The sequence below is a fragment of the Desulfovibrio sp. genome (assembly GCF_019422935.1).
In the GTDB taxonomy this organism is placed as follows: Bacteria; Desulfobacterota; Desulfovibrionia; order Desulfovibrionales; family Desulfovibrionaceae; genus Desulfovibrio.
In genome coordinates, this window is the sequence record NZ_JAHZCJ010000002.1 from 348,882 (window position 1) to 361,742 (window position 12,861).

At 58.8% G+C, this 12,861-nt stretch carries 12 protein-coding genes; 8 read left to right on the top strand and 4 right to left on the bottom strand.

Annotated elements, in window-relative coordinates:
* Nucleotides 1-75 precede the first annotated feature (75 nt).
* From QZ383_RS04650 to QZ383_RS04665, 4 genes are all read right to left on the bottom strand, one after another.
* The gene (locus tag QZ383_RS04650; RefSeq protein ID WP_291443452.1) at nt 76-1,131 is read right to left on the bottom strand and encodes a GntG family PLP-dependent aldolase; all 1,056 of its coding nucleotides are present in this window, start codon (nt 1,129-1,131) and stop codon (nt 76-78) included.
* 12 nt (nt 1,132-1,143) lie between these two features.
* Nucleotides 1,144-2,379, bottom strand: a complete 1,236-nt coding sequence (locus QZ383_RS04655) for a dicarboxylate/amino acid:cation symporter (RefSeq protein WP_291443454.1) — start codon at nt 2,377-2,379, stop codon at nt 1,144-1,146.
* 66 nt (nt 2,380-2,445) lie between these two features.
* Entirely contained in the window at nt 2,446-3,102 is a 657-nt protein-coding gene (locus tag QZ383_RS04660) for a GntR family transcriptional regulator (protein ID WP_291443455.1), read from the bottom strand.
* 346 nt (nt 3,103-3,448) lie between these two features.
* The gene (locus QZ383_RS04665; protein WP_291443456.1) at nt 3,449-4,408 is read right to left on the bottom strand and encodes a TIGR01212 family radical SAM protein; all 960 of its coding nucleotides are present in this window, start codon (nt 4,406-4,408) and stop codon (nt 3,449-3,451) included.
* A gap of 226 nt (nt 4,409-4,634) precedes the next feature.
* Here QZ383_RS04665 and QZ383_RS04670 point away from each other — a divergent pair, with 226 nt between their 5' ends.
* The 8 genes from QZ383_RS04670 to gap all read left to right on the top strand — a co-directional run bounded on the left by QZ383_RS04670 (nt 4,635) and on the right by gap (nt 12,844).
* Nucleotides 4,635-5,675 (top strand): rod shape-determining protein, encoded by a 1,041-nt coding sequence (locus QZ383_RS04670; protein WP_022659878.1) that lies wholly within the window; start codon nt 4,635-4,637, stop codon nt 5,673-5,675.
* A gap of 121 nt (nt 5,676-5,796) precedes the next feature.
* On the top strand, nt 5,797-6,687 hold the full coding sequence (mreC, locus tag QZ383_RS04675; protein ID WP_291443460.1) for a rod shape-determining protein MreC: 891 nt from the start codon (nt 5,797-5,799) through the stop codon (nt 6,685-6,687).
* On the top strand, nt 6,684-7,154 hold the full coding sequence (locus QZ383_RS04680; protein WP_022659880.1) for a hypothetical protein: 471 nt from the start codon (nt 6,684-6,686) through the stop codon (nt 7,152-7,154). Before mreC ends, QZ383_RS04680 begins: the two co-directional genes overlap by 4 nt.
* Nucleotides 7,138-9,054, top strand: a complete 1,917-nt coding sequence (mrdA, locus tag QZ383_RS04685; protein WP_291443463.1) for a penicillin-binding protein 2 — start codon at nt 7,138-7,140, stop codon at nt 9,052-9,054. Before QZ383_RS04680 ends, mrdA begins: the two co-directional genes overlap by 17 nt.
* Nucleotides 9,055-9,240: 186 nt before the next feature.
* Complete coding sequence (gene rodA / locus QZ383_RS04690; RefSeq protein WP_192113590.1) at nt 9,241-10,347, top strand: rod shape-determining protein RodA; 1,107 nt, start codon at nt 9,241-9,243, stop codon at nt 10,345-10,347.
* Nucleotides 10,348-10,370: 23 nt separating this feature from the next.
* Entirely contained in the window at nt 10,371-10,712 is a 342-nt protein-coding gene (locus tag QZ383_RS04695; RefSeq protein ID WP_291443464.1) for a polymer-forming cytoskeletal protein, read from the top strand.
* A 355-nt stretch (nt 10,713-11,067) separates the two neighbouring features.
* Nucleotides 11,068-11,622 (top strand): GAF domain-containing protein, encoded by a 555-nt coding sequence (locus tag QZ383_RS04700; RefSeq protein ID WP_022659885.1) that lies wholly within the window; start codon nt 11,068-11,070, stop codon nt 11,620-11,622.
* Between the two features lie 205 nt (nt 11,623-11,827).
* Nucleotides 11,828-12,844 carry a type I glyceraldehyde-3-phosphate dehydrogenase gene (gene gap, locus QZ383_RS04705; protein ID WP_022659886.1) on the top strand — a complete coding sequence of 339 codons (1,017 nt, stop codon included), beginning with the start codon at nt 11,828-11,830 and terminating at the stop codon, nt 12,842-12,844.
* Nucleotides 12,845-12,861 lie beyond the last annotated feature (17 nt).

A 12,861-nucleotide genomic window follows, 5' to 3' on the forward strand; every position in this document is an offset into this window, starting at 1 on the left:
CCGCGCCAACAGTCGTTATGACCATCGGCGCGGCTTTATCATTTTTTTATTGCAGCGACAGTTTACTGGCAGGCATTACTTCCACAGGGCGCGGTTTTCTTCCATAAAGCGCTCAAAGGCCTCAATGGCGCGCGCCATATCCAGACGCCCCACGCCCCGGTAGGTTGTCAGACGCAGGTGATCCTTGCCCATGCCCTTTGCCAGCAGCCCCAGAGGCGCAAGCTGTTGCTCGAACCAGTCTGAAGACCTGCCGGAAGCGCTTATATCCAGCATCACAATGTTGCTTTGCACAGGCGTGAGCACAAACTCGCCATAGGCCGCCAGCGCCGCGCCGAGGTGGCGGGCGTTTTCGTGGTCTTCCGCAAGGCGGTCAATGCCCGTGCGCAAGGCAATCAGCCCGGCAGCGGCCATAATGCCCGCCTGCCGCATGCCGCCGCCAAGCAGCTTGCGCGTCTGACGCGCCTTGGCGATAAACTCGCGCGTTCCGCACAGCACAGAACCGAACGGCGCGCCAAGCCCCTTGGAAAGGCAGAACATCACGCTGTCCGCGCAGGCGGCCAGATGTGCGGCGTCCACTCCGAGGGCCACGGCTGCGTTAAACAGCCTTGCGCCGTCCATATGCACGGGAATCTCTGCCTTGCGAGCCGCAGCGGCCAGAGCCTGCTGCCGCGCAAGCGACACGCATATGCCGCCGCCGAAGTTGTGGCTGTTTTCCACACAGGCCAGCTTGATGCCCGACGTCGCGCAGGCGGATGCAAAGGACGCGACTTCGGGCATGCCCTCCGCATCCCGCGAATAAAACACCGGCTGAATGCCCAGGAACTTTTCCATGAAGGGCGACTTTTCGGTGCGGAACACATGCAGGTCCGGCTCCAGAGCCGCAGCGTCGCCACGGTCGCACCACGTAGCCAGCGCGACGAGATTGGCCATGGTTCCCGACGGGCAAAAAAGCGCGGCTTCCTTGCCCAGCAGTTCGGCAGCATGATCTTCCAGCCGATTGACTGTGGGGTCGCCGCCGCGCCCTTCCGCGTCAACACGGCCGTCATCGCCCACTTCGGCCTCGCGCATGGCGGCGCGCATGGCCTCGGTGGGAACGGTCAGGGTATCACTGCGCAGATCGACTACAGGCATGAATGTCACCTTTTAGACTTCGGCGGTTTCTTCCACCGGTTCGTAGGCAATGCCCGCCCAGCGCATGACAAGCTTCACCGCGACGGTGTTGCTGACCACGTTGACGGCTGTACGGCCCATGTCCAGAAAAGCGTCCACACCCGCGATGATGGCCAGAGCCTCCACAGGAATACCGATGGTTGTCAGCACCATGGCAATGGCCACAAGACCGCCGGAGGGCACGTTGGCGCTGCCCTTGCTGGCAAGCGTTGTCACCACGATGATGGAAAGCAGGGTGCTGGGGTCCAGCGGGATGTTATAGGCATCGGCCAGAAAACCCACGGCCAGCGCAAAATACATGATGGAGCCGTCGCGGTTGAAGGCATAGCCCAGAGGCAGCACCACAGAGGCTACGGCCTTGGGAACGCCCATTTCCACCAGTTTTTCCATGTGCAGGGGCAGTGTCGCCTCTGACGAGCGCGTGGCAAAGGCCAGAATCACAGGCTCGCTCACGGCCTTGGCGGTCTTGAGGGGGTGCTCGCCGATGCAGAGCATCAAAATGGCAAACAGCACCAGCAGCACGCCAAGCCCCAGATACATGACTAGGACCAGCTTGAGCAGGGCCAAAATGGTGTGCATGCCCTGCGTGGAAAACAGCCAGGCAATGATGGCGAAGATGGCAATGGGCGACAGGGCGATGATCCAGCCCGTGAGCTTGAAAACAGCGCCCATCAGAGCGTCCAGCACGTCAACGAGAGGCTTTGCCCTGCTGCCGGTGGAGGCCAGAGCAAGACCCAGCAGCACAGCAAACACCAGCACGGGCAGGAGGTTGGTGCCCGACATGGCCGCGAACACGTTGGAGGGGATCATGTCGAGAAAAAACTTTGTCCAGTTGACCGTGGTATTGATGTTCTTGGGCAGTTCTGCGGTGTGTGACAGATTGACGCCCACGCCGGGGTGGAACATGCCGTTGAGGGCAAGGCCAATGATGATCGCCACCACCGTGGCAATAAAAAAATAGAGCAGGCTGATAACGGAAACCTTGCCCAACTGCTTGGCGCTGTTGCCCATCTGGTAGATGCCAAGGGTGATGGCCGTGAACACCAGCGGCACCACGATCATCTTGATGGCCTGCACAAAGGCCGTACCCACCGGGGCCAGAGCCTGGGAAAAGTGCGGCGCAATAAAGCCGAACACAATGCCCAGAACAAGGCCGAGCACCATCTGAATTGGCAGCGGAATGGGCCGCTTTTTGCTGGTTTTTGTCATTTCCATCGCCTCTCTTCCCCCTCTGATCCTTGCACGTAAAACGTCTTGTGATGCCGACGGCCATGTTTAGCCGAGAACTGCAAGCAGTGAGCGCAGTTTCGTTTCCATGGCCTTTTGCAGATGATCCCAGACAAGCTGGTGAGCCAGTGTTTGATTGCGATCCAGAATGGCATTGCCAATGGCGATATGTTCCTTGATCACCACGCGTGTCCGTTCTGCATCGTAATTTTTGACGCGCTGCATGGCCAAGGAGTTTTGTACGCGCACGTCTGCATAAAGTTTTGCCAGCCGCGTGTTGCCAGCGGCCTGAAATATGGCTTTGTGGAAATCCCAGCCGATGCGCTGCGCTTCAAAGGTATCAAGCTCCGGCCCATCGGGCAGGGCCTGAAGTTCGGCAAGGCAGGCGCGCAGCTCAGGGCTGCCGCCTTTTTCCGCAGCCAGCTTGGCGGCCATGCCTTCGAGCGCCAGACGTACCTCGTGGATTTCTTTCAGGTCTTCCACAGACAGGCGCTGCACAAAGGTGCCACGCAGAGGAACGCTCATGAGGACGCCCTCCCTGCACAGTTCCTTGATGGCCTCGCGCACTGGCGTGCGGCCAAGTTGCAGGCTTTCAGCCAGGCTGCGTTCCGACAGTTCTTCGCCGGGGCTGAGCTGCCCCTGCGCGATCATGGAACGGATAGCCTCATACGCTGTGGAAGATGCCTTGGTGTTTATCTGCTTCATAACTGGTATACCAGCACAAAGCCAAATAAATGTCCATACTCAGCAGGGCGGCTTCAGCATGGTAACCTTATAATATTACAGCAGGGTGGAATTTTTTTGACCGGGGAAAAAAGAAGGGGGTTGTCGCCATCCGTAAACCCATTAAGCAACGGCTCCGCGCGACACAGGAAGTTACGCCTAACGACAGCAGCGCTACGGTACTCGACCTGAGCAAAATTCATCCCTGACGCAGCCAACACGAAAGAAATCTAAGAAACAGCGATAGTGTCCGGCGAGGATTTTTGAGCGCTGGCAAGGAAGTGTGGCTTTTTGTGAGGGGAGTGTACTCCAAAGGTACTCGACCCGATCAAAAATCCACACTGACGCCGCCAGCGCTCAAAAAGACCGCCGGACACATCTCGGGGGAGTCGCAGAATTTCCCTTGCCACAACCCCCTCGCCCTCAGCGCCCGCCGCAAATCCCCAAGCAGACCGCGCTTGTCTGTGGCCCAGGCGGGAGCCAGCAGTTCACCGGGGGCAGGGTCGCTCTGGAGGCGGTGGATGACGATGCGGGAGGGGATGCGCGGCAGGGCGGCGCAGAGGAGGTCGACATATTCATCGCGCCAGAGGGGGTGATACTGGCCTGCGGCGTGCTGGCGGGCCAGCTCCGTCCCCTTGGGCACGTAAACGTTGTGCAGTTTGAGGCCACTTATCGGCTGGGAAGTCGCCCATTCCAGACTTTGCAAAAAATGGCCTTCGTCTTCACCGGGTAACCCGGCCATGAGGTGAGCGCATACGGCAATACCACGCGCGGCGGCCATGCGCACGGCATTTTCAGCGCTGGCTGCGGTATGGCCCCGGTTAATGCGGGCAAGGGTGACATCCTGGGATGTTTGCAGGCCCAATTCCAGCCAGAGGTCGCAATCAAGGGCTGCGAGCAGGTCGAGCTTTTCGTCATCAAGGCAGTCGGGGCGTGTTCCCACGGCAATTCCAAAACAGCCGGGTAGTTGGCGAACCGTTTGGAGCAGTTGTTGCAGGCGTTCTGATGGCCCATACGTGTTAGAGAAGGATTGCAGGTATGCAATAAAGCGCGTATTGGGGTCGTCCCGCAGATATATGGAACGCCACAAATTCCACTGTTGCAGTAGGGAATAGCCCTGTTTTGCGCGGCCCGAGCCGGACCCATCGACATTGCAAAACGTGCAGCCGGAAAACGAAAGCGTACCGTCGCGGTTGGGGCAGGAGGCCCCGGCGTCAAGTGGAATTTTTTGCACCCGGCTACCACAGCGTCGATTATAATAAGCGGCCAGAGTATGCCAGCGCTGCATGTTTGCGTCCCTTGAAGGCTAATTTCCGCGCCTTCCGGCGGGACAAATATTTTAACCCTGTGTCCACCATCTTGACTTCATGCCAGTTTTAGCAGAACAGTTTTCAGCCTGACGTTACCAATTCCAACAGCGCCCTCACTCCAGGCCTCTTCGCCTCGCCGGGTGCGGGAGTTGTTTCAACATGACGGTAAGGTAGCACACCAGCACAGCGAGGCAAGTTAGAGTAATGTCCAAAATTCTGGATTTCGCACTAGGATTGTTTTCCAATGACCTGGCCATTGACCTTGGCACAGCCAACACCTGCGTTTATGTCAAGGGGCAGGGAATTGTGTTGCGCGAGCCCTCGGTGGTCGCGGTCAAGAAAGACCCGCGCGGCAACAATGTAGTTCTTGCCGTTGGGCACGATGCCAAGCGCATGCTGGGCAGAACCCCTGGCAACATCTGGGCTATCCGCCCCATGAAAGACGGCGTTATCGCCGACTTTGAAGTTACCGAGGCCATGCTGCGCCACTTTATCGCCAAGGTTCACAATTCGCGGCGTCTTGTGCGTCCGCGCATCATGATTTGCGTACCTACGGGCATCACCCAGGTGGAAAAGCGCGCCGTGAAAGAATCGGCCCAGTCCGCTGGCGCACGTGAAGTGTACCTCATCGAGGAACCCATGGCAGCGGCCATCGGCGCGGATCTGCCCATTCAGGAACCCACCTCCAACATGGTGGTGGATATCGGCGGCGGCACCACGGAAGTGGCAGTCATCTCCCTTTCGGGCATTGTGTACTCGCGCTCTGTGCGCGTGGGCGGCGACAAGATGGACGAAGCCATCATGACCCACGTCAAGCGCAAGTATAACATGCTCATTGGTGAATCTTCCGCTGAAGAAATCAAGATCAAGATCGCATCCGCCTACCCGCTCGATCCGGAACAACAGATCGAAGTCAAGGGTCGCGACCTTGTGACGGGTATTCCGCAGAATATCATCATCACCTCTGAAGAAGTGCGCAAAGCCATTTCGGAACAGGTGGACAGCATTGTACAGGCTGTGCGCATCGCCCTGGAACAGACCCCGCCGGAACTGGCGGCGGATATTGTGGACAGGGGCATTGTGCTCACGGGCGGCGGCGCGCTGCTCAAGGGCCTTGACCAGCTGCTGCGCGAAGAAACCTCGTTGCCCATTACGGTTGTGGACGATCCATTGTCCACCGTTGTGGTGGGTACCGGCAAAGCGCTGGACAACCTACACATTCTCAAAGAAGTGTGCATCGACTAGAACCGACCTTGTCCTCGCGCCCCTGTGCGGCTGACGCAATGCCGGAACACAAGCTTCCGGTTCTGCGTCTCCGGCACAGGGGCGCGGTTTATTCCGCACCGGCTTTCAGGAGCTTCCGCCTGTGACACTGCGGCGTCTTCTCCTCCTCGCGGGCATTTTGCTCATCCTGTTTCTGGGCATGTATTCCTGGAATCAGCGCACGCGCGTTCTGGATGACCTGGCCGCGAGACTGGGGCTTGAAATCACCGGCGCGGTGCTCACGCCTGTTCGTTCCGCGCAGGACGCCGCGGAAAACATGTGGGACCGTTATTTTGACCTTGTGGGCGTACGTGAAGAAAACGAAGCCCTCAAGCAAAAGGTGGACGAGCTTGAAGCGCGCCTGCTCGCCAATGGTGAAGACCTGGCCGAGCTCAAGCGCCTGCGCGCCCTGGTGCAACTGCCGGTAGACCAGACATGGCGCCCCCTTGGCGCCCGCGTTCTTTCCGGCCGCATGGGCCCCAACGCCGTTCTTGACAGCATCACCATCAGCCGGGGTTACAGCACGGGCGGACGCCCGGGCACGCCTCTGGTCACGCACCTCGGGCTGGTTGGCCGCGTTCTCAAGGCCAGCGCCCACAGTTCCATTGTGTTGCTGCTTACTGATCCCAGCAGCCGCATAGCCGTTTTTTCGCAAGAAAGCCGTGCTCCCGGCATCCTCATGGGCATGGGCACGGGCCAGAAGCTTGAAGTCAACTTTGTGCAGCGCGATGCCAAGGTCAAACCCGGCGAAATAATCATCACCTCCGGTCTGGACGGCAAGTACCCCAAGGGCATCCCTGTGGCGCGCGTACTGCGCGTGGCCCCTTCGGACTACACCCAGTTCATGGCCATCAAGGCAGAACCGCTGGTTGACCTGCAACATCTTGAAGAAGTGCTGCTGCTCGAATCCACCGGCGCGCCCCGCCCGCTGGAACCCAGCGAAGCTCCCAAAGAATTTGTGGGCCCGCCCGCGCCCAAAAGCGCCACGCCATGAGAACGCTCCGCAGCATTGCATGGTGGGCCTTTTTCATGGCCTGCGCCATTGTTTTGCAGGCGGCGGTACCGGGGCTTGATGTGCTCACGGTGGGCCTGATCATCCTGTTGCAGGAACGGGATTATAAAAATATGCTCTGGCTGCTGCCCGTGTTCATCCTGTTGCAGGAAGGCATGGGCACGCGCCCCTTCGGGGCCGTCATTGTCTGGTATGCCGCTGTCATTTTGCTGTTCAAGATGGGCCGCTGGCTGTTTGAAGTGGAAAATTTCATTTTTGTCTTTTTGCTGTCAGCCTGCCTGGGCGCCGCATACTACGCCATTGCGTGGCTCATGGCCCCTTTGCAGAACCTGCCTTTCGATGTGCAGGGAACCCTGGACACAAGCCTGATTCAGGCCATCTTTGTGCCCTTCGCCTGGCGGCTGTTGGTGGCCACCCGCCACTGGAACCCCAATGATCAGGAAAACTGACAATACCTCGCTGCTGGCGCACAAAGACAAAGCGCAGCATAAGGGCATCCGCTCCTGGCTCAAGATTCAGGTCGAGAGCGAGGGCTATCAGCCGCCGCGCGCTGGCGCAATCCTGCTTCAGGTTCTGGTGGGTCTGATGTTTTTTGTGCTCGTGGTGCGCTTCTGGTATTTACAGGTGCACAGAGGTGAAGAATTTGCGCGTCAGGCGCAGGACAACCGCCTGCGTATCGAGCGCATTTTTGCGCCGCGCGGCCGCATCATGGACGACAAGGGCAAGGTGCTTGCCGACAACCGCACTGCCTACGGCCTTTCCATCGTGCGCGAAGACTGCCACGACATCCCCGCCACCCTGGCCCAGATAAGCGAATGGTCGGGCATCCCCCTCCAGCAGATCTGGGACAAGTTCCGTCAGGATCGCTTCAAGGTCAAACCCTTTGAGCCTCTGCTGCTTATCACCGACATCGACTTTGACCTTGTGGCCCGCATTGAATCCGAGATCCACGAATGGCCGGGGCTTGAAATCGTGGTGCGCACCAAGCGCAGCTACCCGGAGAAGGAACTTTTCGCCCATATTCTTGGCTACGTTGCAGAAGCCAACGAGCAGGAAATGGCCGCAGACAGCGCCCTTGCCATGGGCGATCTGGTGGGCAAACAGGGGCTGGAACTGGAGCTGGAAAAGCAGTTGCGGGGCCGCAAGGGCTTGTACGATGTCGAGGTTGACGCCCACGCCCGGGTGCTTGGCAAAACCCTGCGCGATGAACCGCGCGGCGGGCACGAAATACATCTTTCGCTCGATGCGGGCCTGCAAAAGGCCGCGTGGGACGCCCTTGGCGGCGAGGCTGGCTGCATCGTGGTCATGGAGCCGGACAGCGGCAAGCTGCGCGCGCTGGTAACATCCCCGGCCTACGACAACAATCTTTTTGCTGCGGGCATTTCGCAACGCGACTGGGACGCCCTGCGCACCAACAACCGCTTTCCCTTGCAGAACCGCGTTATCCAGAGCGTGTACCCTCCAGGTTCCGTATGGAAGCTGGTTATGGCCACCATGCTGCTTGAAAAGGGCGTCAACCCGCGTGAAAGCGTGTTCTGCCCCGGCCAGGTCAAGCTGGGCAACCAGATATTTCGCTGCTGGAAGCGCGGCGGGCACGGCTCGGAAGACCTCGTGCACGCGCTCATCGACTCCTGCGACGTCTACTTCTACCTCATGGGCGACCGCCTGGGCATTGACAAGCTGGAAGAATTCGCCAAGGCTTGCGGATTCGGGCGGCCTACAGGCATTGACCTGCCGCACGAAAAATCGGGCCTTGTGCCTTCACGTGACTGGAAACGGCGGCGCTTTGGTCGCCCGTGGACACGCGGTGAAACCTACAACGTGTCCATCGGCCAGGGCTACACACTGGTGACTCCGGTGCAGGTAGCCGTATTTGTTTCGGCCCTGCTCAACGGCGGCGATCTGCTCAAGCCCCAGCTTGTGGATGATGCCACCCGCGAAGTGCGCGGGCGCGTGCCCGCCAAACCTGAAACGCTCAAGTTTGTGGTGGAGGCCATGCGCCGCACTGCCAACGGCGGCACAGCCAAGGTTGTGGGCCGCAAGGATGCCGACATAGGCGGCAAAACAGGTACGGCGCAGGTGGTCAAGCTCAAGATGGCCGCAGGCGATCGCCGCCTGAAAACATCAGAGATGGAATACGCCCAGCGCGACCACGCCTGGATTGCCACATGGGGCGTCAAGGACGGCAAAACCTATGTGGTCATCGTCATGGTAGAGCACGGCGGCGGTGGTTCAAGCGTGGCTGGCCCTGTGGCCCGCAAGGTTTACGACTACCTTTTCGGGCCTGACCCCAACGCGCCCATGGTTGTATTGCCCGCCCCAACCACAGCCGTAGAGCCCACGGACTAGGCAACATGCGCAAAGAGCCGGCACCGCGCACAGGCGCAAACAATGTTTGCCCCGGTGGCAACACCGCAGCCAGCAATCGCTGCGAGGCCCACCGTAGCCAAAGAGTGTTGCAGAGCACGGCGGCACATGGGCAAGCCTTTTCACACCACCCTGCAACCACGCATTCCTGACAAGCGGACAAGCGGCATGGATAATCGCCTTTTCAGCTATATCAACTGGGGCCTTCTGGCCTGTATGCTGCTGCTCTATCTTGTGGGCGTGGGCAACCTGTATTCCGCCAGCGGTACGCGCGTGGAATCTGGCCTGGCATTCAATTCCTTTTATCAGCGCCAGCTGATCTGGGGCCTGTGCGGCGTGGTGTGCATGCTGCTGGCAATGGTTTTTGACTACCGCCAGTTGCGCAACCTTGCCTGGCCTTTCTTTCTCATAACCGTCTTTCTTCTGCTGCTGGTGCCCATTGCGGGTAAAACAGTCTACGGTGCCAAGCGCTGGATTTCGCTGGGTTTCATGAGCTTGCAGCCTTCAGAAATGGCCAAGCTTTCCGTGCTGGTTCTGGTGGCGCGCCTGCTGGCGCGCGACAGCCGCCCCTTGGGCTGGAAAAATTTTTGCAGCGTGCTTTGCGTGGGCCTTATTCCTTGCGGGCTTATCATCGTTCAGCCAGATCTGGGCACTACCCTGCTCATATTGCTGATCATGGGCGGCATGATCCTGTTCCACGGGCTTAAGGGCTACGTGCTCAAAACATGCCTGCTGGTAGCGCCAGCCGCTGTGGCCTTCATGTGGTTTGTGGGCATGCACGATTACCAGCGCCAGCGCATCCTGACGTTTCTGGACCCCGGCAACGACCCGCGCGGCACCGGGTATCACATCATCCAGTCGCGCATTGCCATTGGCTCGGGCGAATTGTGGGGCAAGGGTTTTCGCGAGGGCACGCAGAGCCAGTTGCGCTTTCTGCCAGAACGCCACTCCGACTTTGCCGTGGCTGTTTTTGGCGAGGAATGGGGCTTTGTGGGCTGCGTGGCTCTGGTTACGCTGTTCTGCCTGTTTTTGCTTTCCATCTTCTCAACCGCGGTGCAGGCCAAGGATCGCTTTGGCAGTACCCTCGTGGTTGGGGTGTTTTTTTACTTTTTCTGGCAGATTTTTATCAACATGGGCATGGTCATAGGCCTCATGCCGGTGGTGGGCATTCCCTTGCCCTTCATCAGCTACGGCGGCAGCGCCACGGTGGTCAACTTCACACTGCTTGGCATTGTGCTCAACGTGTCCATGCGACGTTTCATGTTTAAAAGCTAACTGTTAAGCGAAAGGGGATAAACGTGGCAAAGGACGAAATAGCGTACCTCGGCTCCGATACCGTCTATGAAGGCAAGCTCAACTTCAAGGGCACTGTGCGCATTGAAGGCCGCTATACTGGTGAAATTGTCAGTGACGGTACGCTCAACGTGGGCAAGGATGCTCAGGTACAGGGCACCCTTGATGTGGGCGAACTGCTGCTTTCCGGCCACTTCACCGGCGATGTGACGGCCAAACGCCGCATCGTGGTTTACAGCTCCGGGGTGCTTGAAGGCCAGGTTGTCACGCCCAATCTGCTTACAGAAGAGGGCGGCATCATTGAAGGCCAGATCAGCATGAAGACCCCGGTCAAGCCCAAGGCTTAAGGGCGGAAACAAACGCGCACACGGATACGACCACCCGCGTTTTCACAATATTCGCCCTTCCCTGTGCAGATTTATCCATGAAACTCTGCGGTGGTTCTGTTGCGGTGCCGGAATACGTGCGTGCAGCATAACTCCCGCCAATGCAATGATCCGGGCCAGCAGCCCGCTGAAATCGCTTTACATTGGTGCATCCTTGCCTGTTTGCGACGCATTCGCCGGGCCATGCCAGACCGCATTTGCCTGATGCAGAAAAATAGCGCATAGTTGGAACTGGAAAACGTGTTACAAACCAGATCAACAATTCATGCGCGGCAGGCTTTCATGCCTGTCGAAACGCTTTCCTCAGGAGGCACCTATGGCACACGATTATTTCCGTGCGCTCAGGGATGTGGCGCTGGTTATCAACTCCAGCCTTGAGCCCCGCGAAGTTCTGCACAAAATTACCGAGCAAACCGCCGTTACAATGGGCTGCAAAGCAAGCACCATCCGTCTGCTGGACAGCACCGGACGCTTCTTGCTGCCCAGCGCCGCCCACGGCCTTTCCTCCACCTACATGCGCAAAGGCCCGGTGGAAGTAAAGCGTAGCGGCCTTGACGGCGAAGTGCTTTCCGGCAAGACCATCCACCTCAAAGACGCCACCGCCGACGGGCGCTTCCAGTACCCGGAATCGGCCAAGGCCGAAGGCCTTGTTTCCGTGCTGTCCTCTCCCCTTATGGCCGATGGCAAAGCCATTGGCCTCATCCGCGTGTACTCCGACGTGGAGCGCGAATTCAGCGCCGACGAGGAAACCTTCATGGAAGCCGTGGCTGCCATTTCGGCGCTGGCCATTGAAAATTCCCGTCTGCACGAAGCCCTGCGCAACAATTACGAGCTGATGGCCAAACACGCCTACTCTCTCTACGAAGACTAGGCCGCGCACAGGCGATTTTGTCCCGGCTGCAATGGCAGGATTTCGACTGTCCGTGCAGCAAAGGCACTACCGAAAAGTGGCAGGGTTTTCTTCCAGGGGCCAGAACCGCCGGGCGCAGTGCGTACGCTTTGCAAACTTGAGCCGTTGAATTCCAGCGGCAGCGCACGACAACGATTTTTCCCTCTACGCTATGAGGATCTTGCATATGAGCAGAATCAAAGTAGGCATCAACGGCTTTGGCCGTATTGGGCGGCAGGTTTTCCGCGCCCTGCACCAGAGCTACCGCGACAAGGTGGAAGTGGTTGCCATCAACGACCTGTTTGACGCGGAATCCAATTTCCACCTGCTGGAATACGATTCCGTCTATGGACGCGCCAACCTCGACGCCAAGGTCAACGGGCAGGACGCCACCGTGGGCGACTGGAACATCCACTGCTTTGCAGAACGCGATCCCAAGCAGCTTACCTGGGGCGCGCATGACGTTGACATCGTGGTGGAAAGCACGGGCATTTTCCGTTCTGCCACACAGGCGGCCGTGCACATTGAAAACGGAGCCAAAAAGGTCATCATCACGGCCCCCGCCAAGGACGAAGACATCACCATCGTCATGGGCGTGAACCACGAGCAGTACGACCCGGCCAAGCACCACGTTGTGTCCAATGCCTCGTGCACCACCAACTGCCTCGCCCCGGTGGCTCTTGTGTTGCAACGCAAATTCGGCATCCAGATGGGCAATATGACCACCATCCATGCCTACACCAACGACCAGCGCATTCTCGACATGGCCCACAAGGACCCGCGTCGCGCCCGCGCTGCCGCCTGCAACATCATCCCCACCTCCACCGGCGCGGCTCAGGCTGTGGCCAAGGTTATTCCCGAACTCAAGGGCAAGTTCACGGGCTATTCGCTTCGTGTTCCCACGCCCACGGTTTCGGTTGTGGACTTTTCGGGCATTCTGGAAAAATCCACCGATACCGAAAGCCTGCTCGGCGAACTCAAGGAAGCTTCGGAAACCTACCTCAAGGGCATTCTGGCTTACAACGAAAAGCCGCTGGTCTCCATGGACTTTAAGGGCGACCCGCATTCCTCCATTCTTGAAGCCCCCTACACCACCGTGCAGGAAGGCCGCCTGGTCAAGATTGTGGCCTGGTACGACAACGAATGGGGCTATTCCAACCGCGTGTGCGACCTCGCCTGCCTCATGGGGGCCAAGGGCTTCTAGCACAGCACCGTATAACG